The organism is Sphingobacterium sp. InxBP1, assembly GCF_026191775.1.
Classification (GTDB): domain Bacteria; phylum Bacteroidota; class Bacteroidia; order Sphingobacteriales; family Sphingobacteriaceae; genus Sphingobacterium; species Sphingobacterium thalpophilum.
Window position 1 is genome coordinate 67,678 of sequence record NZ_JAINDX010000047.1, and the last position, 22,250, is coordinate 89,927.

Sequence of the window (22,250 nt, forward strand, 5' to 3'; positions counted from 1 at the left end):
GCCCATTTTTTGTTGCATTCTACTTTCGGACCAAATGTATAGTCGGTGATCTTTTAACCTTTTTTTGTGTTGCTTGTCAATTGTCCTCGTAAGCTAAGCTTTTCCAGTCCTCTTTTTTCAGGTATTTTAGCATAATAAAAAATAAGATCCAGCCCACGGCGGCGAGACACCAGATCAATAGCTCGTGCCGAAAAATTACTTGATGCAGATAGCCGAGAAGCCCTAGAAAGCCCAGGATAAACAGATTGACCAATACTTTGGAGCTGGACTGGCTCGCTTTGGAGAAAGGATAGTTTTTAACAAGGAAAAGCATGATGAGGATACTTTCAATACCGCCGACAGCAGCCGAAAGGAGTAAGTCATTGATAGCGCTGAGCCCAAACAAAGGAATGCAAATGCAAATAAATAGAATGTTGAATGGGAGTACATATTTAATAAGGCAGGCTTTTAATACACCGCTCATCAGCTGTCCGGGGTGGCTAATGGGCGAGACATAATATATCCATGCCGCTTTGTATTTATTACTTTGTGTAATCAATTGAAAAACAGTTAAGATAGTTAGCAGCGAAAGGTAGAACATGATAATATAGAGACCTGATTCGGCCAGTTTATCCAGCTTTTTGCTGAGCGATAGGTCTTCTCCGGTGCGTAGAAATAGGAATACAAAGTAAATGGGAAGATAAGCCAGAGAAGGGTACAACTGTTGCTTAAACTCCCTCGTTTTTGAACTTATCAGCCATATAATACTGAATCCGGCTTCCTCGAGCGGTGTGGAGCAAGCTCGAGCGGCAATTTTTTTATATAGCGGCAATTTGCTGTTGCCTTGTAAGGTTGAGCTCGGGGTTTCGTTGGAAACAGCATCAGCGCTGGCCAGTGCCGCTATTTTGGCATTAAAACCTTCGGAGAATAACTGCGTACAAGCGTAGATCCCCAGAAAAGGGACTGCAAAGCCCAGCACAGACAACACGATGTTGAGCGGAGTGAAGTTGCCTAGGGCTAAAGACTGAAAAGAGGCGATCCAGGTACTTGGAAATAGCCAGAGAAATTTCAGCTGTTCAATTGTCATTTGCGATTCCACGATCGTCTGGATCAAATTAGGGCCGATATAATATGATAAAAATATAAGTAGCGAGAGCCCGATCTGTATATAACTAATGACGTCCTTGAATTTTTGGATGGGCAGGTATTTTATACTGATCAGATAAAAACCATTGACGAACACCAATGCCACAAGAGTACTTAGGATAAGCTGCAAGCACAGTAGCAACACGGCAATAATCTTCCAGCTGAATAAAACATAAACCAGCAGGGGTAGGGATAGTGTGATGACCTGGTTGAACAGCTTAATCGCGATAAAGGTGATCCTAGATAGGGTTATGGTGCGGTCATTAACGGGCTTGGGCATAATGATGTACTGATCCCGTGTATCCAATAGTATCGGTGAAAAATCCGAGACCAACGTGATGCTGAGCATGCTGGTAAAACAGAGCAACATGATGGATACGGCCAGATATTTGTCTGGAATCAGTATAATAATGGCCATAAAAAGCAGGCCGAATATTAGATACATGATAAATTGAACGATAGATGCCGATGAGGATGAACTACCGGTATTCCGTTTCTTGAAAGTGAGCGGCTTTCTGTTTTCCAGTACCGTTTTGGTTTTGAGTATGGCTGCAAATTGCTCAAAATTCACGCCTAAACGTTCCCAGAAACCCCGAAATAGGAGCAGAAATGCTAAGATAAACCTTTCCATAGATTATTGAATGGCAGAGATAATGTGTGAGGCATCCAATGCGGTGCTAGTATGATTGGTTAGTTTAGAAAATATGTGTTCTAATGATTCATCCGGATTAGTTTTCAATTCGGATATCGTGCCGTCAGCGATGATGCTACCTTGGTTGATCAGCAGGATTCGGTCCGACACCTTTTCGACAACGTCCATCATATGGGAGCAGTAGAAAATGGTTTTACCCTCCTTTGCCAGCAGTGATATCAGCTCTTTCACGAAAATAACTGCATTTGCATCCAGTCCCGACAGCGGCTCATCGAGAATAATAATCTGGGGATTATGGATAATACCGGAAATGAGCAGCACTTTCTGACGCATTCCTTTGGAGAAGGTATCCATTCTGTTATTGGCATTGGCCTCCAGGCCGAACGCCGCCAATAATTTTGTAGAGCGATCCTGCACTATCTGGTCATCCATACCATATAGTTTTCCTACAAAATCCAAGTATTCCATTGGAGTCAGCACATCGTAAAGCTCAGCATTTTCCGGAACATATCCAAGTTGTGCTTTTATGGACAGCGCGTTATCCCGTATATTGAGGCCATTAATCTCTACTGTGCCGGAGAAATCTTCGATCAGACCAGTTAATATCTTAACGGTTGTGGATTTTCCCGCACCATTTGGACCAATATAACCAATGACCTGGCCGGGGAAGATATCGAGATTGATTCCTTTCAGAACCTCTTTACTTCCATAAGACTTCTTTAGATCAACAATACGAATGAGCGGCGGCTTATTTTCCATATATTCTTAAGCTTATAATGTAAACTTACATAAAAATACAGAGTTGTCTGCGATTTTTGGCTGTGAAAACTTTATTACAGAGAATGGGCGCTATCGGGAGCATAAAAAAAGGAGCCCAAGAGCTCCTTCTTCGAGTATTTATTTTTTGGAAAACTACCTGTCGTTTTTAGGATATCCTTCTTCATCGAGGTCATCCCGTAAATCTTCCTCGTTCTCCGCCAGTTTTTTATCCAATGGAGATAAGCGCTCGTGGCTAAAGGATTCAATTCGCATATGCGAATCACTGAGCTCGTCTTCTTTAAGCTCTTCCTGGTCGGCATACTCGTCGCCGACAAAGGGGTTTGAATCGTCATAAGTAGAATCATCGTCTACAGCGCCTTCAGAAAGGGTGTCGTAGTTTGCGGGATGGTCATAGTCGGGATCATTGTCGTCGACATCCATTTCGTAACTATCTTCTTCCTCGTTATAAGCGAGATTCTGCTCCATATCCGGATAATCCTCTTCGACTTTTCCGTTGTTTTTTTTATCTTCTGTCTTCGCCATAGTCTTTCAATTTTACCTCTGTCAATAAAACAGATGGTATTGAAAAAAAGTTTTGCATACAACATAAAAATCGGGATACTAAAAACAAAGCACCAGGATTTTTGTTTTAACCATAAAATCTTGGCCATTATGATTTTCAAGCGTCTAAATTATCAAACTTTACAAAGCCTACATCTTCAGGGATATAATATCCTATTGACCATTGGTAGTGCTACAGATGAGAACCCGATTTATTTACCCCTGAAATTGGAGTCCTTCACCAATATTGATGAAGCTTTCGTCCGTGCGGAAGATAGTAAGTTACAAGGCCACAAAATTCTTGTACTGGAAGAAGCTATCCGACGATCCTTAAACAATGATATCAATGGGGTGGTGCAGCTGGAACATTAGAAGTGTGTCTTTATCCAGTATTTCGTGATCTTCTGTAAACACTGGGAGTCATATGCCTTTTTTTCTTATAAAAATTAGTAAGGTGACTTTCATCGTTGAAACCCAGTTCATCGACAATCTGCCTCATGGTGTATCGCGGTGATGCCAGCCGTTCTTCGATAAGCTGGATCCGCATCTCATCAATATAGCACTTGTAGCTCTTTAGGTATTTTTTCTTGAAAAAAGCGCCAAAATAATTCGCCGAGATCTGAAATTGCCCAGCGATTTGTTTAATCTGTAAGCGATCCGGAAAGTAAATGTTATGTTGTATATAGGTCTCGATTTCCTGTGATAGGCCATAGGATTGGTGAACTGGAAGCTCAAGATCTTTCAATATACCTTCTATTAAGGCAAATAAGGACATGATCTGGTGGAAGATAAACGTAGAAGTCATGTTATTTTCATGAGCGGATTGCTGGAAGATCAAGGCCAGTACTTTTTCGACCAATTTTCGATTTTCCTTTTTTAGGGAAAGACTTTTATTCAACAATGTAGTTGAACGGAAGATCTCTGGAGGTGTGTGAGATAAGCAGAAATTTTGTTGTACGTGGTGTAAATCCCTAAAATAGCATGCAGAGAAGTATAAAATGAATACGACAGTATCTTTTTTGGTTTCCAGACCCAGTGAATTAGTGCTGAGGAAAAGAAGGTTTTGCTCCGTGAATTTTAACCCATGGGCTTTTGCTTCCAGGGTACCTTTGGAAATATAGGCCATCGCAAAGTCAAACCCCTGCTCGCTGAGATTTACTTTTTGCTTGTGTTTGATTCTTTCGGCGCGGAAGGAGGTGTTCATCATTTAGGTGCTTTTTGCATTTCTGGTCATTTTCTCAATATCATCCCATTGTGCTTCGGGAATGCTATCCAGCCCGTTAAATTCCCCGGCACCTTTTAACCATTCGCCCCCGTCGATTGTGATGACTTCCCCATTGATATAGCTCGAATAATCCGAAACGAGGTAAGCGGAAAGATCTGCGAGTTCGTCCAGTTTGCCCAAGCGCCCCAATGGAATGCGTTTGGCCGGCGATAGTAGCTCGCTCAGCTCGCCGGGCAGTAGGCGTTCCATAGCTCCAGAGGTCTGGAATGGGCCTGGCGCAATGGCATTTAAACGAATCCCTTTCTTTCCCCATTCAACAGCGAGAGAACGGGTCATGGCGAGCACTCCAGCTTTGGCCGTAGCCGATGGGACTACGTATGCCGAACCTGTCCATGCATAAGTCGTCACTATATTGAGTATGCTTTTGTTCTGCTCCTTGTTTTGGATCCAACGTTTGCCAAGGGCGAGGGTATAGTTGATGCTTCCCTGGAGTACGATTCCGATTACGGATTCAAAAGCACGGTGGCTCAGCCGTTCGGTAGGGGATATAAAATTTCCTGCGGCATTATTAATTAAGACATCGATGCCGCCAAACTGCTCATAACCATAGGATACGACGCGTTCGACATCTTCATAGTTACGCACATCGCCTGCCATGGCCAGACAGCTGGCTTGATCCTTGGCAGCCAATTCCTTTGCGGTGTGTTGGATGACCTCGTCTTTACGGCTCGTGATCAGACAGGAAGCTCCCAGTTCCAAAAAATAGTCGGTCATCGCTTTTCCGAGCCCTGTACCTCCGCCGGTAATTAATATGCGTTTTCCTTTTAATGCGTTGTCTTTTAGCATGCCCATAATACAGCGTCGTTTTTGTATAAGATCAAGTTACACAAAATCGGATGAAAATGGAAGCTGCCGTATGAAAAAGTCGATAGCGGTGAGTAGTTAATCAACTAGGTACTTTCAAAAAAAAACAGGGACTAAAAAGTCCCTGTCATCTATCCTATAGCGAATTTTCAATGGGCTTACGCACCTAATTGAACGCGTTTGAAAGCAGTTACTGTTAATCCTTTAGATACTGAATCCAAGAATTGAGCAATGTTTTTAGAAGAATCTTTGACGAATTCCTGGTTCAACAAAGTTGTATCTTTGAAGAATTTGTTCAATTTACCTTGAGCGATTTTCTCAGCCATTTCAGCAGGTTTACCTTCAGCAATGATTTGCTCTTTAGCGATGGCAATTTCGCGGTCGATAGTATGTTGGTCAACACCGTCTTTATCGATAGCAATAGGGTTCATTGCAGCGATTTGCATCGCAACGTCTTTACCAGCTTCTTCAGCACCAGCTGCATCAGCTGAAAGACCTACCAGTACACCTAGACGGTAGTTTCCGTGGATATAAGCGATCACTTTTTCTGCAGCAATTGTCTCGTATTTAGAAACGTCAATTTTTTCTCCGATTACACCAGTTTGCTCGATCAGAGCATCAGCGATCTTCTTACCATCAAGTTCCAACCCTTTTAATTCTTCTAAAGAAGCTGGTTTGCTGTTTAATGCTAGGTCTGCGATTTTCTCTGCGAAAGCTACGAAATCAGCGTTTTTAGCGACGAAGTCAGTTTCACAGTTTACTTCCACTACGATACCTGATTTACCATCAGCAGTGGCTTTGGCAATGATAACACCTTCGTTGGAATCGCGATCTTGACGGCTAGCAGCTACTTTTGCACCTTTTTTACGCAAGTAATCCACAGCAGCTTCGAAATCGCCGTTAGATTCAACCAAAGCTTTTTTACAATCCATCATACCAGCGCCAGTTTGTTGACGCAATTTGTTTACATCTGATGCAGAAATTTGTACTGACATGTTTATTTCTTTTTATTATTGTTTACTACTGAAAATTGTACAATATTAACTTAAATTAGGTTAAGCTAATATGAAGTTTAACATTCCTTGATAGAAAAGAGCTGTTAAACCAAAAAACCGGACAGATAGGCTAGTTCAAGAAAAGTAATCTTTTCCAGAAACTAACGCTACGCTATCCGGTTTGGAATAAAAATATTATTCGCCGTCTTTCGCTTTGCGAGGACGTTTAGCTTCTGAAGCTTCACCATTGTCAGCTTTTGCTTTCGCAGCTGCTGCATCTTTTTCAGCTTCTTCTTCTTTATCGCGTTTGCGCTCGTCCAAACCTTCTTGGATCGCTTGACCAATGATGCTTGCGATTAAGCTAATCGATTTGCTAGCGTCGTCGTTTGCAGGGATTGGGAAATCAATGTTTGAAGGATCAGAGTTTGTATCTACCATCGCAAAAGTAGGGATGTTCAATTTCATTGCTTCAGAAACAGCGATGTGTTCTTTTTTCACATCGATGATGAATAAAGCAGCTGGTAAACGGTTTAGATCAGCAATACCTCCCAAAAGGTTTTCTAATTTAACACGCTCACGTTGAATCATCAACTTCTCTTTTTTAGATAGTACATCATAAGTACCATCTTTTTGCATTTTGTCGATGTTAGACATTTTTTTGATAGACTTACGAACTGTAGCGAAGTTAGTAAGCATACCACCTAACCAACGCTCAGTAACGAAAGGCATGTTAACCTCTTTCGCTTGTTGTGCGATGATTTCTTTTGCTTGTTTTTTCGTAGCTACGAATAAAACTTTACGACCTGATTTTACGATTTGTTTGATAGCTGAAGCAGCTTCCTCTAATTTCGTAAGAGTTTTGTTCAAGTCAATGATGTGGATACCGTTGCGCTCCATGAAAATGTACTTAGCCATTTTCGGATCCCATTTACGTGTAAGGTGACCAAAGTGCACACCTGCATCCAATAAATCTTGATAAGTAGTTCTTGCCATTTTTTGATCCTCCTTTGATTAACGTTTACTGAATTGGAATCTTCTACGAGCTTTACGACGTCCTGGTTTCTTACGCTCAACCATACGGTCATCACGTGTTACTAAACCTTTAGCGCGCAATGCAGGTTTAACTTCTGGGTTAAGTTCAATCAACGCTTTTGCGATCGCTAAGCGAACAGCTTCAGCCTGACCCTTAACACCACCTCCGTTAACGTTTACTTTTACATCAAAGTTTGCTAATTCACCAGCTACATTCAATGATTGTGTAGCGATGTATTGCAAAGGTAATGTTGGGAAATACTCTTTGTAGTCTTTACCGTTTATGATAATGTTTCCGCTACCAGCAGTTAAGTAAATGCGGGCAACAGCAGTTTTTCTTCTTCCTGAAGTGTTAGTTGTTGACATGACGATTCTCCTTAAAATTTAACTGGTTTTGGATTTTGTGCCTCATGTTTGTGCTCAGTACCAGCATAAACGTAAAGGTTTTTAAATAATTGACGACCTAAACGGTTTTTAGGAAGCATACCACGCACAGCTTTTTCGATGATGCGCTCAGGGAATTTAGCCATTAACTCTTTTGGAGAAACAAAACGCTGTCCACCTGGATATCCTGTGTAACGAACGTAAACTTTGTCGCCCAATTTGTTTCCTGTCAATCTAACTTTGTCTGCATTGATAACGATCACATTATCTCCACAGTCTACGTGTGGGGTGAATGTTGGCTTGTGCTTACCACGAATTACTTTCGCGATGTTGCTCGCCAAGCGCCCCAAAATCTCTCCTTCAGCGTCAACAACGATCCACTCTTTGTTAACGGTGTTCTTGTTGGCAGAGACAGTTTTGTAACTTAACGTATTCACTTGCTTTTGTTTAAATAATTATTAAAATGTTCTTTATCTCACCCTTATCACAAGGGTCTGCAAAGGTACATCTATTATTCTATATTTTAAAATCTATTTTACTTATTTTGTTGTAAACGAGCATAATTTTCCGCTTAGCATGCCCATCTCAATATTTTTACAACTTCCGGGACTGAATATTGTTACATTAGTTAGTATATTGCAGGAAGAATTTTTAATTATTTAGTGGAAGTAGATGAGATTGAATTTTTTAGCTAAGCGAGTTTTTTTAAGTTTTGTTATATTTTTCGTTGGTATAGTAAATGGGCTGCAGGCGCAATCGGTAGAAAAAAAAGGCAAACCTTATGATGCCCGATTCAAAAATGTACAGGAAATGCTGAAACAGGGGAAGATAGGTCCCGGCCTGGATTCCTTGGATGCAATCCTTGACGACTATCCCCAGGCTGACGAGATCTATTTCACAAAGGCTATACTTTTTGCACAGATGCGCAACCAGACCGCTGCCATTGAAGCGATCAAGGAGGCGCTGGAGATCCAAGCAAAACCCGAATACCTGAGTTTCGCAGTCGATGCGTTTAAAAGTAAAAATGACGCGGATAGCGCACTGATCTATTTAGATAAATTAATCGATATTGATGATAACAATACCGCTTCGTTGAAACGGGAGCGGATTATGCTCCTTTTTAATGGAGGTTATAAAGATGCTGCACTAACCTATTTTAATAGCACTAAGGAAATCAGCCCTGCTTCCGATACATTAGATATGGTGGGCAGTGTGCTATTAAATGATGCGGGAGATTACAAAACTGTGATCGAGTTGCTAAAACCATGGGCCGACAAAGGAACAGGCCTCCCGCAGGTCTACGGGCAATTGGCACAGGCCTATAACCTCTCCAAGAATTCGAAACTCGCCCTGGAATATATTAATAAAGGGATTCAGACCACACAGGAAGATTTCCTCTATTTTGATCTCGCTGACTTATACCGCTTTGACAAAAAACTCAAACTGTCATTTGAAGCACTCAAAAAAGGTTTTCAGTCTAAAAAGGTTGATTTTGGTGACAAAAACAGAATTATGATGACGCTGTTGGGACCAAAAAGTCCGTATACAAGTGCTCAGCTCCTGGATCTGGCAAATGTGCTTGTTGAAGTACATCCCCGGATTGCAGAAAGCCACATGGCCAAAGGGCAGGTACTTTGGTTGAATGACGACAAGACAGCGGCTCAGAGCTCCCTGGCAGTGGCGGTCAGTGTCAATCCATATCAGATTGATGCATGGCGCATGCTGATGAGCTTGGATATGGATAAGGGAGAGTTTGATCAGGCTATTGCCCATGGAGCCGAAGCGCTGCATTACGTTGCCAACAATCCAACGATACTCTATTTTACCAGTATGGCTTACTTAATGAAGAAGGATACGGAAAATAGCCGTAAATTTATGGAGGCTGCGCTCAATAATGCGCAGGATGAAACGCCATTCCTGCAGGCCAACATTTATGCTGGATTAGGCGACATCTACAATACGCTAAAGATGCATAAGGCATCGGATGCTGCTTATATGGAAGCCATCAGGCTGGATAGCACAAATGTTACGGCAATGAACAATTTAGCGTATTATTTATCGTTAAGAAAGGAACGGCTGGATGAGGCTGCGAAGTTTGCTGCGATGGCCACAAAGCTACAGCCCAACAACGGCACTTTTGAAGATACCTACGCATGGGTCCTTTTTGCTGACGGTAAGTATGAGGATGCCTTGGTATGGATCCAAAAAGCAATAAAGAATACCAATCCGCCCAGTGCAGTGCTACTGGAGCATTATGGAGATATTCTGGCGAAGCTGGGAAAAACAACTGATGCTGTCAAACAGTGGAATCTGGCCATGGAAAAAGGGCCTGATTCGGACGAAAGTAAACAGAAGTTAAAAAAGAAGATTGAGACGAAAAGTTATGTGGAATAAAGTCTTTTGTGCTGGAATTATGGTTCTTCTGTTTGCTTCCTGCAGCTCAAAAAAGAAGCTGCTGAAAGAGGCCGAACTTAAGTCTGAGAACGAATTGGTGGTCAAGGATAATACGCGGGAAGCTAAAAAGAATACGCTCCGTAATCTCTTGCTGACAAATCTGGATTATACGACCTTTTCCGGAAAAGCAAAGATGCGGCTTGATCTGGGGAAAGATAATTACGATGTTACGTCTAATATCCGTATTGAAAAAGACAAGAAAATCTGGATTTCTGTTACGGCTACTTTAGGGATCGAGGTAGCCCGCCTGCTGATTACACCGGACAGCGTGCAGATACTGAACAAATTTCAAAGCGAATATATCGTTAAACCATTTGATTATTTGTACCGTTTTGCGAGTCCAGATCTTACTTTTGGCAATCTGCAGGACTTATTGTTAGCCAATCTTTCAGTCAATCTGCTTTCGGATATAGATCATGTAAATTTCAACCAGGACGCTCATTCGGTACAGTTGGACGGAAGGCTGAACGAACTGGATTTCTTGTATAAGCTTAACAATAACAACCGTCCCTATCAGTTCAGGCTGTCACAGCCGGCAAAAAGACAGCTGCTGGAAGCCAATTATGGCGAATATGCCGTCGCGGCTGATCAGGAATTTCCGATGTTGCTAAAATTGATCATTTCCGATGGAAGACAGGAGATAAAAACACAGATCAATTTTAACAAAGTGACGTTTAACGAACCGGTCGAAATGCCGTTTTCCGTATCATCGCGTTACAAAGTAGTCCGATGAGATTTATCTATTTTCCGTTAGATTTATTACTTTCGCATTTAGTTTGCGCTTTTGAATGAAAATAACGGAGTTACGGATTGGGCAAACACTAAAATAAACAGTACTGTAAATGAATTTTAAGAAGACGATATTCGGTATAATAGCATTCTTTTTGATGGTGGGGATTTCTTCTGCACAGACCCGTGCTGAACTGGAGAAACAGCGCGAAAAACTCACCCGTGAGATTGCTGAATTGCAAAAAACAGTTAGAGAGATTGCAAAAGAAAAATCGTTGACACAGCAGCAGGTGTCTGCATTGAGCAAACAGATCAACCTGCGGGAACAAAAGATCAATACGATTACGGCGGAAGTAAGGGTGATCAATAGGCATATAAACGCAAACACAGCTTCTGTCAATAAGTTGAAAGCAGAACTGGAGAAGATGAAACGTGATTACGAAAAGATGATCATGTTTGCCTTCCGTAATCGGAATGCCTATAACAAACTGATGTTCATCTTTGCCTCGAAAGACTTTAATCAAGGGTTCAGGCGCGTCAAATATTTGCAGCAATTCAATGATTCCAGAAAGTTAAAAGCCGCGGATATCGAGAAAACGAAAAAGCAGATTGAACAGAAAATAGCGCAGTTGCAGGCTGACCGCAATAAACAGGTAGCTTTGCTGAAAGAACAGGAAAATGAAAAGCGCACCATATCGCAGCAGCGTGCGGTTTATTCGGATCAGTTGAGTGATCTGATTGTGACCGAGCGTGGTGTCAAGAAGGATATCACACAAAAGCAGAGAGAGGAACGTCGTATCAATGCTGCGATCAAGGAAATCATCCGAAGAGAAATTGAAGCCGAAAGGAGAAGGGCAGAAGCCGCCCGACGTGCTGCCGAGGCTGCCGCGGCGCGAAACAAAAAAACGGATGAATCCAGTGCTTCGAAAGGTAAAAGTACAAACACGAAGGGTAGTTCGAGGATGACCGATTCTGAAGCACTCCGTAGTACGCCTGAGGCAGTTAGGCTCTCCAATGACTTTAGATCCAACAGGGGAAGATTGCCTTGGCCGGTGTCCAATGCACGCATCATGCAGGAGTTTGGAGGCGAGAGTGTAGGGCGAAATGTCAATGTGGAACACATTTCAGTAAAAATACAAACCTCCAATGGGGCTGCGGTAAAAGCAGTATTTGCCGGCGAAGTAAGTAGTGTTCTGACTATGTATGGACAACGAATTGTTATGGTCAAACATGGTGAGTACTTTACGGTGTACAATAATCTCGGAAGTGTAAATGTGTCGAAAGGACAGAAAGTAAGTACTGGACAGTCGATTGGTACTGCAGATGTGGATTCGGATACGGGGGTACCTTTGATTGAATTCTCGGTTTATCAAGGTTCGACTCCACTCAATCCGATGTCCTGGTTGGCGAGATAAGAAATAATTACTATATTTAATAATTATCATTACATTTGTAAAGAGAGAGAAAAGATTTAGTTTAAAAGAATTGAAAAACAAGAAATTATAGTTATGTCAACATCATTATTGATCATGGGAATCGGGGGGCAAGAATTAATTGTCATTGTAGTAATATTGTTACTATTGTTTGGCGGCAAGAAGATTCCTGAATTGATGCGCGGATTGGGTAAAGGGGTGAAAGAGTTTAAAGAAGGCCAGAAAGATGAGTCTTCTCCTGAAAAGAAACCTGAAGTAGAAGATAATAAATAAGGGATTCAATCCCTATAAGACATTGATACGATTTTGTGAGGAACGAAATCGTATTTTGTTTTATTGTTGGACCTGTTGATATAGGTCAAAAAACCAGTTTATACTAAAATCCATATCTGGACGTTTAAATTAATGTTGATTTTTAAAAGGCAAATCAGACCTGGATTAACAGTAAATTTATGATCGGTAAACAGAGGTTAATTTCATTACTAGGAGGGCTGTGCTATGTCCTGCCGCTCACGGCTCAGGAAAGCGCTGTAGATGGCATGAGAGAGGCTACTCATCACATCATCCACGAACGGATTGAAAAAGAAAAACAGGAAATCTATCAATATCTGGATAGCTTAAAATCTTCAGGTAGCAACCAGCAGGAAGACGTCACCATTACAGACGAAGAAGTACAGCTTGTTCGAAAACTCAAAGCGATCGAACGGGAGGTGCCTCTGGATTACTCCCCTCGCGTAAAAGAACTCATCGATAAGTATACCTCGCGCAACTATAACCCGTATATGTGTCAAATGATGGGTCTCGGGCAATACTATTTCCCCATTTTTGACCGCATTCTTGATGAGGTGGGTGTGCCGAGAGAACTCAAATATCTGAGCGTTGTCGAATCCTCGCTAAACCCCAAAGACATTTCAAGTGCCGGAGCAACGGGATTATGGCAATTGATGTACTACGAAGCCAAAACTTATAATCTGACAGTCGATAGTTATACGGACCAACGTATGGATCCTGTTGCTTCCAGCTATGCTATCGCTAAAATATTGAAAGAGGCTTATCAAGAGTATGGCGATTGGCTTTTGGCTATCGCTTCCTATAATGGTGGCAAGGGCGCAGTTGGCAGGGCTATCCAACGTTCGGGAAAAGAAAAGCCAACTTTCTGGGATATTGCACCCTACCTAACCCAGCAGACGCAAAACTACATTCCCAAGTTCATCGCAATGACCTATGCGATGAACTATGCAGAAGAAAACGATATCAGCGCTGCGGAGACTGCGCTCTCCTTACGCACACAGGTACTGGAAGTCAATAAGCGCATTTCATTAAACCAGATTGCTGACGCGTTGCAAGTATCCAAGGAGAGCCTCCGTGCCCTGAATCCCAGCTGTAAAAAGTATATTATAAACGGGACTGAGGAAGCTCCCCTGCGACTGGTCCTGCCGGTGGTAGACAGGAAAATAGCCGTAGAAGAATTGTATGCGGCACTCAACACACCGGTATCTACCACAATCGTGCAGCATGCCAATGCTGCGCCTGAACCGCTGCTAAAGGATGGAAAATATAAAGTAAAGGTGGGAGAGACCTTTGCCAGCATTGCTGATAAATTTGAGGTTTCGGTGCAGGATCTAAAGTCATGGAACAATCTACGAGGCGATAAAGTTGTGCCCGGGCAACCTTTACTGATTAAAAAGGAAGACAATTTTGTCAGTACAAAATTAGCGCAGAAGACGGAAAAATCGGTTAAGAAGCAGCAACAGCAAAATTCCCGTACAGCATATTATACGGTTAAGAAAGGAGACAGCCTCTCTCAGATTGCTCAGAAAAACGGAGTGTCACTGAGCCGGCTCAAACGGGATAACAATTTAAGCGGAAGCCGTATTAAGCCGGGAATGAAATTGAAGGTATCAAAGAAATAGCAACATGGTCTAAACCAACCACGCTGCATCTTCTTCCTTGTCAAATTCTTCTAATGTAACAGTGACATGTTCCTTGAGAATAGTGGATAATTTGGTGCCATAGTAGTCACTGAATATCGGGAATTTATGATGGCTTCTGTCAATCAAGACTGCCGTTCTCATTTTCTTTAGCGGAACATTTAAGAATACCCCCAGGCCATAAGCCAGTGCTCTGCCACTATTTAAGACATCGTCAACTAAGATAATGGTTTTGTCCTTGGCCATCTCTACAGGTAAATCTGTGCTGGCATTCAGAGAACGGCTTGTTTTTTTCATGGTCACTTTGATCAGCAGGATCTCCTTATCAGAAATGTCCTGTAAAATCGCTTTGAGACGCTGTGCGAACACGTATCCTCTATCGGCAATTCCAACTAAAACCAGTGTTTCATCTTCAAAATTGTCTTCTAAAATTTGATAGGCAATACGGATTGATTTCTGTTTTATTTGTTCTTTATTTAAGATGAGCGTTTTCTTCGAAGACATAGTCGTATTTCAATGATTATGGGGTAAAAATAGGATATTAAATTGTATAAAAAAAGTCCAGAGCCAGTTAAAGCTTTGGACTTTTTTTATATGATCAAGCTGATCTTTAGTTCAGCTTATTGTCTTTTTCAGCTTTCAATATCTCTGCCGTGAGCGTTTTGTTATTATCTTCAGGCAGACGGCCGCCATTATAATAATAACGTCTCCAATATGGTTCATTGAGATTGCTGATCATTACGCCTTTGCTGGATGATGCATGGGCAAATTTGTTATCCCCGATATAAACGCCAACATGCGTAATGTTTCTGCTTCTGATTTTGAAGAATACCAGATCACCTGCTTTCAACTCATTTTTGTCAACAGTCTTTACCTGCGAATATTGGTTGCGGCTATTATAACCTAGTGTTGTATTAAACACCTTGTCATATAATTCATAAGAAAATTTAGAGCAGTCAATGCCTCTTTTCGAATCTCCGCCAAGACGGTAAGGTGTACCTAACCATTCGTAGACAAATTGATAAAGTTTTGTATTTGTGGTTGCCGAGACTGCGACACCCATGATTTGTGAGAAGTATTCTTTGGCGAGGTTGTCCGGATCTGATTCCGGTTTGGCGTTTCTGTTGGTTTGTGCCTGCGACACTAGACATAAGCCGATAAATAGCAATGACGCTATAAATTTCTTTGTTTTCATTAAATCGCTTTTTTGTACAACATTTAACCTTTGTAATTCATGGGTACTGTCATCTATTTTGGACAGCACTGTTGCGAATATAATACAATATCAGTTTAGGGTCAAATTTTTTTTACGCTATTTAACGAAACTTTAACAATTTTAACATCTTCCCAAACGCCCTTATAGGATCTGACACGAGTTTGTTCTTTTGTCGACGAACAGCTACAAAATGTAGTTCCTTAACTACAAGCCGAAAGAAGTTTAAGTACGACGATGATAGCACGGATACGCTTTTTTTGTGAATCTTAAAAAAAATATTAATTTTCTTTGGTAATGTGATAATATTTGTTCTATATTTACAGCACAAAAATAAATGCGATGATTACAAATTCAATTATTACAACGATTATTATTACCACCGGGATAAGACTCAGGAGGAAATAGTTTCATTGTATATAATTGTAGACACAATATTTCGAAGCGCTTTCCTCCAGATGGGAAAGCGCTTTTTTTTTCACTTAAAATCAACTCAAACAAACAGGTATAAATCAGTATGAAAGTTTTAAAATTTGGAGGAACTTCAGTCGGTACAGTAGAAAGTCTCAAAGCCGTCCTCAGCATAGTCAAGAAGTCTTATGAGGCCAAGGAAAAACCTTTGGTCGTTTTATCGGCAATGTCTGGTGTGACCAATTTGTTGACTCAATTGGCAGAAGATGCTTCAGAAGGCAAAGCCTTTTCGGAGGGTCTTAAATTGCTGGAAGATAAACATTTTACCGTAGTAAAGGAGTTATTGGCGGTCAAGTACCAGAATCCGGTCTTTACTAAACTTAAGCTATTTTTTAATGAAATTGAAGATCTACTCCAAGGAATCTTTGCACTTCGGGAGCTGAGTAACCAGAGCAAAGATTTGATTATTAGCTATGGTGAACGTTGCTCCAATTATATGGTCTCTAAGGTCATGGAGCAATATATTCCTGAATCTTTATTTGTCGATGCTTCCCATTATGTGAAGACAGATTCCAATTTTGGCAATGCCCATTTAAATGAAGTCCTGACGGAGCAGCTCATCAAGTCTCTCTATATTACACATGGCGATAAGCTGTTATTTGTCACTGGATTTATTGGTAGTAATGAAAACGGGCGGATCACTACTTTAGGCCGTGGTGGGTCAGACTATACTGCAGCGATCTTCGGGTCTATATTGGATGCCACTGCCATTGAGATCTGGACGGATGTCAACGGCATGCTAACTGCTGATCCGCGTATTGTTAAAAAAGCTTTTTCACTTCCTGTACTTTCCTATACGGAAGCGATGGAACTTTCATACTTTGGGGCAAAGGTCATCTATCCACCAACAATGATCCCGGCTTTCCTCAAAAAAATTCCAATTGTCATCCGGAATACTTTTGAACCCGACTTTTCAGGTACAGTGATCCAGTTTGACAGCGGTAAGACTTCATTGCCGATAAAAGGTATTTCCTCGATATCGGATATTTCTGTCATCAATTTAAGTGGCTCAGGAATGATTGGCAAATCAGGCTTCAGTGGGCGGCTGTTTACCCTGCTGGCCAGAGAGCAAATCAATGTCGTGCTTATTACCCAGTCGTCATCCGAACATAGCATTACTTTTGCCGTTAATCCCGCTGATGCCAAGCGTGCCATTCAGCTGATCGAAATCGAGTTTGAACTGGAAATTCAGGCGAATAAACTGGTAATCCCCGCCGTGGAGGAAAACCTTTCGGTGCTGGCCATCGTTGGAGAAAATATGAAACGTACTCCAGGCATGTCCGGCCGCTTGTTTGCTGCCCTCGGGCGGAATGGAATCAATGTTCGTGCAATCGCGCAGGGCTCGTCTGAGTACAATATTTCCGTGATTATCGGTAAAGAAGATCTGGCCAAGGCACTCAATGCTGTGCATGACGCATTCTTTGCCGAACTGAAGAAGACCCTGCACGTCTTCAATATAGGCACAGGTAATATTGGCGCGACCTTATTCAAACAACTGGAGGAACAACACGATTTTCTCTTAGATAAAAACGATATCGAGATCAAAGTGGTGGGGATATCCAATAGCCGTAAAATGTTGTTTAACACAGAGGGCGTCAATCTTAGCAGCTGGTCAGCAGAGCTGGAAAATAATGGCTCGGAAGCCGATTTGGCACTGTTCATTGAAAAAATGAAAGCATTGAATTTGCCGAACTGCGTATTTATAGATAACACCGCGAGCAAGCTGCCAGCCACGTATTACGAAGATATTTTTAAAGCGAATATTTCCATCGTCACCTGCAACAAAATTGCCAATTCTGGCAAGTACGCACAATACAAGACCCTGCGGGACACGGCGCACAGACATGGCGTGGATTTCTTCTACGAAACGAATGTAGGCGCCGGCTTACCTATCGTGCGGGTGCTTAAAGATTTGATGTTGAGCGGAGACCGTATATTGAAGATTGAAGCGATTCTTTCGGGTACCATCTCCTATATCTTCAATAATTTCAAAGATGAGGCCTCTTTTTATGATGTAGTAAAGAAAGCGCAGGAACTGGGCTATACTGAACCGGATCCAAGAGACGACCTCGGTGGTATCGATTTTATGCGAAAGATGCTGATTTTAGCTCGGGATGCAGGTTATGCCGTTGAGGCAGAGGATGTGGAACTAGGGGCCATTCTGCCCGAGGCCTGTTTGCAGGCTGATACAGTTGATGCTTTTTATACGGAGCTGCAAAATGAAAATGCCTATTTCGAGGCCATGAAAGCAAAGGCTGCCCAGGAGAAAAAAGTCATTCGGTATATTGGCAAACTGGAAGGGGGGAAAGTTTCCATTGGAATTGAGTTTGTCGATGAAAACCACCCTTTTTATGCGCTTTCTGGCAGTGATAATATCATATCATTTACAACAGAGCGTTATAAAGAACGTCCGTTGGTTGTGAAAGGACCTGGTGCCGGTGCAGAAGTGACCGCCGCAGGTGTATTTGCAGATCTGGTTAATGTAGGCGCGTAATACGAGGTTGAAAAAATAAGAATAAAAGCAATGGGCAATAATTTAAATGTGGAGTACCTAAAGGATAAAGTAATTCATTTGGAAAAGATGCTACCCGAGGTCCGGGTATTCGCGCCGGCAACTGTCGCCAATATGATCTGCGGTTTTGATATATTGGGATTTGCGGTAGATCAACCGGGTGACGAAGTGATCATGAGACGCAAGCAACAGCCGGGCGTTACCATAAAAGAAATTACAGGTGACGATGGCAGGTTACCGCTTGACCCTGACAAAAATACCGTGTCGGCCTGTGTGCAGTATTTGCTGCAGGCGCTGAACATTGCTGCTAAGGTAGGCGTGGAGATCGAACTGCATAAGCACATGCCTATAGGATCCGGACTGGGATCCAGCGCGGCGAGTACCGTCGCAGGTATCTTTGCAATCAATGTCATGCTTGGCAACCCGCTGACCAAAGAGGAGCTACTTCCGTTCTGCGTAGAGGGGGAGCGCCTTGCTTGCGGTACCGGGCATGCCGATAATGTGGCACCGGCGCTATATGGTGGCATCACATTGATCAGAGGAAATCAGCCTCTTGATGTGATCTCTATTCCATCTCCTCCGGAGCTGGTCGCAGCGGTCGTATTCCCGCAGGTCGATGTGCCAACTCGTGACGCAAGGCAGCTGATTAAAGATAAGGTATTGTTAAAAGATGCGGTAACGCAATGGGGAAATATTGCCGGATTAGTAGCAGGCTTATTCCAAGAAGATTATGATCTAATTGCCCGGAGTATGAAGGATATACTGATTGAGCCTACCCGTGCAATTTTGATCCCCCAGTTTTATGAGATGAAAGCAATTGCCATGGAGAATGGCGCGCTGGCTTTTGGCATATCGGGGTCTGGACCGTCTGTTGTTGTTATTACAAAGGATGAAGAAGTCGCCAAGAACATTGCCGATAAAATCCAGGCGCATTTGAAAAACCAGGATATCGAAAGTTTTGGCTACGTGTCGCGGGTCAATACCGTAGGACCAAGGGTACTGAATTAGCTTATTCCAAACAAAATCAAGGATGTCCTGACATGATAAAGAGCATTCTCAGATCAATAACAGGATGAAATACAATTAAATAAAAAATGAAATTTTACAGCACAAATAATAAGACATTGGCCGTTTCATTTAAAGATGCGGTGTTTAACTCATTGCCGGAGGATAAAGGACTGTATATGCCTGAGCACATTCCGCAGTTAGATCCCTTGTTCCTTAAGAACATACAGCAGTACTCGCTGAAAGAAATCGCTTTGGAGGTTGCTTCTGCTCTTTTGGAAAATGATATACCACGGCCGGAATTGAAGAAGATCATTGACGATGCGATTAATTTCGATGCCCCGGTCAAATTCCTAACGGACCGTACAGCGGTGCTCGAGCTGTTTCATGGTCCTTCGTATGCTTTCAAAGATTTTGGAGCAAGGTTTATGAGCCGTATCATGGGCTACTTCTCCAAAACTGACGATAAATTGCTGGATGTGCTTGTTGCAACGTCAGGCGATACGGGCGGTGCGGTGGCACTGGGTTTTCTGGGGGTAGAAGGCACCCGGGTGACGATTTTATATCCTAAAGGTAAGGTGTCAGATGTGCAGGAGCTTCAGCTGACCACCAATGGGCAGAATATTAGAGCATTGGAGGTAGACGGTACATTTGATGATTGCCAGGCCTTGGTCAAACAGGCGTTCAACGATGCTGAATTGAATAGGGCTTTAAGACTGACTTCGGCCAACTCAATCAATATTGCCCGGCTAATTCCGCAGACCTTTTATTATTTTTACGCGTATGCCCAGCTAAGATCACAAGGAATCGATGAAGTGGTGTTCACAGTGCCAAGTGGCAATTTCGGAAATATAGGTGCGGGTTTGCTGGCTTATAAAATGGGGCTTCCGGTCAAGCATTTTGTTGCCGCAACCAATGTGAATGATACTGTGCCGCGATTTCTTGCCTCCGGTCAGTATGAGCCAAAGCCTTCTGTTCAGACATTGAGCAATGCGATGGACGTGGGCAATCCCAGCAACTGGGTACGTATTCAGGACCTGTTCTCGGGTAGCTTGGACGAATTAAAAACAATGATTTCTTCTTATACTTTTACCGATGAGGAAACAAAGGCCGGGATGGATTCCCTGTTTAAGGAGTGCCATTATATTGCCTGTCCGCACACTGCGATTGCGTGGCTTGGTGCCAGAACATATGCACAGGAACATCCTGGCCAATATGCTTCGGTTTTTCTGTCGACGGCTCATCCCTGCAAATTTCCGGATGCTATTGAAAATGAAGTGTTTACCAAGATAGAATTGCCTGCGGGTGCAGAAGCGCTGAAAGGAAAGGAAAAATTAGCGGAACCGTTGAAGGTCGACTTCGAGGCGTTCAAAACATATTTAATCAACCATAACTAAACGCTGAGGGCTCCATTAGGAGCCCTTTTTTTGACCAAGATACCTTTCTATATCGTTCATTAGTTCCTGACTTTTGTTTTTGTCAGAAATTATGTTATAAATAGGTATAGTAGCATATTTGTCGAAGGCTATAAAATCCCCATTTTGTTCGCTAAGAAGCCCAAGAGTATCGTGTAAAAGTAATGCACGTAGTTAAAGAAAGATGTTTTAAATTCATTTTGTAACTATTCAGGAGTAACTATTCCTTCGGTGTTTTTATGACAAATAAATAAGCGAGGTTTTGCAATTAATAAGTTAATTTTGCAGCAATGAAATCAGTTTATTTGAATAAGGGGAAGGATAAAGCTGCTTGGCAATTGCATCCTTGGATATTTTCTGGCGCTATTAAATCATTATCTGATAAGATTGACGACGGCGAAGTCGTAGGGGTTTATAATGTCGAACGCGAGTTTATTGCCTATGGACTCTTTCATAACAGTTCGCGCGTGGCGATCCGGCTTCTGGAATGGAACCCGCAGGTGGTCATCGATGCTGACTGGTGGCGCACGCGCATCCGGAAAGCTGTTGGGGCGAGGCAGCATCTATTGACCGATGGTGAGACGAATGCTGTACGTCTTGTTTTCGCCGAAGCCGATTTTCTTCCCGGTCTTATTGTCGATAAATATGCAGATTTTATATCCATTCAAGTCCATTCTGTAGGCGTAGAGCGAGTCAAAGAAATTATAATAGCGGAATTAAATGCGTTGTTGAAGCCCAAGGGCATTTATGAAAGAAGTGACTTAAAATCCCGGGAGCATGAAGGGTTGCCGGATACGAATGGACTTTTGTCAGGCGAGCTGCCGCCCGAATTTGTTGATGTAATCGAAAACGGTATCCATTATAAAGTAAATATCATCGATGGACAGAAGTCAGGATTTTACTGTGACCAGAGGGAAAACCGATTGCTGGCCGCACAATATGCCGTGGGCAAGCGGGTGCTGGATTGCTTTTGCTATTCAGGTGGCTTCACGTTGAATAGCCTGAAGGCTGGTGCATCGCAGGTGATATCGGTGGATAGTTCCGCGTTGGCTATTGAGACGCTGGAAAAAAACGTAACTGAAAATGGATTTGGAGCCGGCCGGCATGAAGCGATATTGTCGGATGTGAATAAGCAATTACGCAAGTTTATTGATGCGGGAGAAAAATTTGATGTCATTGTACTTGATCCGCCCAAATATGCACCATCCCGCTCTGCCTTGGAGCGTGCCTCGCGTGCGTATAAAGATTTGAATCGCCGGGGCCTCATGCTATTGCAGAGCGGAGGGTTATTAGCCACATTTTCCTGTTCAGGCGCTATGGACATGGATACTTTCAAACAAGTGCTTGCCTGGGCAGCACTGGATGCTGGCAAAGAAATCCAGTTTATCCGACAATTTCACCAGCCGGAAGACCATCCCGTCAGGGCATCTTTTCCTGAAGGCGAATACCTGAAAGGATTATTGGTGCGTGTATTATAAATTAAATGCAGA

Annotated in this window: 21 protein-coding genes; 10 read left to right on the top strand and 11 right to left on the bottom strand. The window is 42.5% G+C overall.

Features of this window, described 5'->3' with window-relative positions:
* Positions 1-76: 76 nt before the first annotated feature.
* The 3 genes from K7A41_RS15945 to K7A41_RS15955 all read right to left on the bottom strand — a co-directional run bounded on the left by K7A41_RS15945 (position 77) and on the right by K7A41_RS15955 (position 3,079).
* Positions 77-1,756 carry a hypothetical protein gene (locus K7A41_RS15945; protein ID WP_265714459.1) on the bottom strand — a complete coding sequence of 560 codons (1,680 nt, stop codon included), beginning with the start codon at positions 1,754-1,756 and terminating at the stop codon, positions 77-79.
* A 3-nt stretch (positions 1,757-1,759) separates the two neighbouring features.
* The gene (locus K7A41_RS15950) at positions 1,760-2,536 is read right to left on the bottom strand and encodes an ABC transporter ATP-binding protein (protein ID WP_265714460.1); all 777 of its coding nucleotides are present in this window, start codon (positions 2,534-2,536) and stop codon (positions 1,760-1,762) included.
* A gap of 153 nt (positions 2,537-2,689) precedes the next feature.
* Complete coding sequence (locus tag K7A41_RS15955; RefSeq protein WP_265714461.1) at positions 2,690-3,079, bottom strand: hypothetical protein; 390 nt, start codon at positions 3,077-3,079, stop codon at positions 2,690-2,692.
* A gap of 129 nt (positions 3,080-3,208) precedes the next feature.
* On the opposite strand from K7A41_RS15955, the gene K7A41_RS15960 reads away from it, so the two are divergent.
* Positions 3,209-3,469, top strand: coding sequence for a hypothetical protein (locus tag K7A41_RS15960; protein ID WP_265714462.1), 261 nt, complete (start codon positions 3,209-3,211; stop codon positions 3,467-3,469).
* Positions 3,470-3,479: 10 nt separating this feature from the next.
* On the opposite strand, the gene K7A41_RS15965 is transcribed toward K7A41_RS15960, so the two are convergent.
* The 6 genes from K7A41_RS15965 to rplM form a co-directional block, all read right to left on the bottom strand.
* Entirely contained in the window at positions 3,480-4,304 is an 825-nt protein-coding gene (locus K7A41_RS15965) for a helix-turn-helix domain-containing protein (protein WP_265714463.1), read from the bottom strand.
* The gene (locus K7A41_RS15970) at positions 4,305-5,168 is read right to left on the bottom strand and encodes an SDR family oxidoreductase (RefSeq protein WP_265714762.1); all 864 of its coding nucleotides are present in this window, start codon (positions 5,166-5,168) and stop codon (positions 4,305-4,307) included.
* Between the two features lie 176 nt (positions 5,169-5,344).
* Positions 5,345-6,181: a translation elongation factor Ts gene (gene tsf, locus K7A41_RS15975; protein WP_265714464.1), complete on the bottom strand. Its 837-nt coding sequence runs from the start codon at positions 6,179-6,181 to the stop codon at positions 5,345-5,347.
* A 195-nt stretch (positions 6,182-6,376) separates the two neighbouring features.
* The gene (gene rpsB, locus K7A41_RS15980; protein WP_028070586.1) at positions 6,377-7,174 is read right to left on the bottom strand and encodes a 30S ribosomal protein S2; all 798 of its coding nucleotides are present in this window, start codon (positions 7,172-7,174) and stop codon (positions 6,377-6,379) included.
* 18 nt (positions 7,175-7,192) lie between these two features.
* The gene (gene rpsI, locus K7A41_RS15985) at positions 7,193-7,579 is read right to left on the bottom strand and encodes a 30S ribosomal protein S9 (protein ID WP_028070585.1); all 387 of its coding nucleotides are present in this window, start codon (positions 7,577-7,579) and stop codon (positions 7,193-7,195) included.
* An 11-nt stretch (positions 7,580-7,590) separates the two neighbouring features.
* A complete protein-coding gene (gene rplM, locus K7A41_RS15990) occupies positions 7,591-8,034 on the bottom strand; it encodes a 50S ribosomal protein L13 (RefSeq protein WP_028070584.1) in 444 nt (147 codons plus the stop codon).
* Between the two features lie 235 nt (positions 8,035-8,269).
* On the opposite strand from rplM, the gene K7A41_RS15995 reads away from it, so the two are divergent.
* The 5 genes from K7A41_RS15995 to K7A41_RS16015 all read left to right on the top strand — a co-directional run bounded on the left by K7A41_RS15995 (position 8,270) and on the right by K7A41_RS16015 (position 14,126).
* Entirely contained in the window at positions 8,270-9,991 is a 1,722-nt protein-coding gene (locus K7A41_RS15995; protein ID WP_265714465.1) for a tetratricopeptide repeat protein, read from the top strand.
* Entirely contained in the window at positions 9,981-10,784 is an 804-nt protein-coding gene (locus K7A41_RS16000) for a DUF4292 domain-containing protein (RefSeq protein ID WP_265714466.1), read from the top strand. The genes K7A41_RS15995 and K7A41_RS16000 overlap by 11 nt, the downstream gene beginning before the upstream one ends.
* A 109-nt stretch (positions 10,785-10,893) precedes the next feature.
* Positions 10,894-12,195 carry a murein hydrolase activator EnvC family protein gene (locus K7A41_RS16005; RefSeq protein WP_265714467.1) on the top strand — a complete coding sequence of 434 codons (1,302 nt, stop codon included), beginning with the start codon at positions 10,894-10,896 and terminating at the stop codon, positions 12,193-12,195.
* 93 nt (positions 12,196-12,288) lie between these two features.
* Complete coding sequence (tatA, locus tag K7A41_RS16010; RefSeq protein WP_028070580.1) at positions 12,289-12,486, top strand: twin-arginine translocase TatA/TatE family subunit; 198 nt, start codon at positions 12,289-12,291, stop codon at positions 12,484-12,486.
* 179 nt (positions 12,487-12,665) lie between these two features.
* Positions 12,666-14,126 carry a LysM peptidoglycan-binding domain-containing protein gene (locus K7A41_RS16015; RefSeq protein WP_265714468.1) on the top strand — a complete coding sequence of 487 codons (1,461 nt, stop codon included), beginning with the start codon at positions 12,666-12,668 and terminating at the stop codon, positions 14,124-14,126.
* 9 nt (positions 14,127-14,135) lie between these two features.
* On the opposite strand, the gene K7A41_RS16020 is transcribed toward K7A41_RS16015, so the two are convergent.
* Together K7A41_RS16020 and K7A41_RS16025 are read right to left on the bottom strand one after the other, a co-directional pair.
* Positions 14,136-14,648, bottom strand: a complete 513-nt coding sequence (locus tag K7A41_RS16020) for a phosphoribosyltransferase family protein (RefSeq protein WP_028070579.1) — start codon at positions 14,646-14,648, stop codon at positions 14,136-14,138.
* A gap of 106 nt (positions 14,649-14,754) precedes the next feature.
* Entirely contained in the window at positions 14,755-15,339 is a 585-nt protein-coding gene (locus K7A41_RS16025; RefSeq protein WP_028070578.1) for a C40 family peptidase, read from the bottom strand.
* Between the two features lie 535 nt (positions 15,340-15,874).
* Here K7A41_RS16025 and thrA point away from each other — a divergent pair.
* From thrA to K7A41_RS16045, 4 genes are all read left to right on the top strand, one after another.
* Positions 15,875-18,322, top strand: coding sequence for a bifunctional aspartate kinase/homoserine dehydrogenase I (gene thrA / locus K7A41_RS16030; protein ID WP_265714469.1), 2,448 nt, complete (start codon positions 15,875-15,877; stop codon positions 18,320-18,322).
* A gap of 87 nt (positions 18,323-18,409) precedes the next feature.
* The gene (locus tag K7A41_RS16035) at positions 18,410-19,348 is read left to right on the top strand and encodes a homoserine kinase (protein ID WP_265714763.1); all 939 of its coding nucleotides are present in this window, start codon (positions 18,410-18,412) and stop codon (positions 19,346-19,348) included.
* Between the two features lie 86 nt (positions 19,349-19,434).
* Positions 19,435-20,742, top strand: a complete 1,308-nt coding sequence (thrC, locus tag K7A41_RS16040; RefSeq protein ID WP_265714470.1) for a threonine synthase — start codon at positions 19,435-19,437, stop codon at positions 20,740-20,742.
* Between the two features lie 308 nt (positions 20,743-21,050).
* Positions 21,051-22,238 carry a class I SAM-dependent rRNA methyltransferase gene (locus K7A41_RS16045; RefSeq protein ID WP_265714471.1) on the top strand — a complete coding sequence of 396 codons (1,188 nt, stop codon included), beginning with the start codon at positions 21,051-21,053 and terminating at the stop codon, positions 22,236-22,238.
* Positions 22,239-22,250 lie beyond the last annotated feature (12 nt).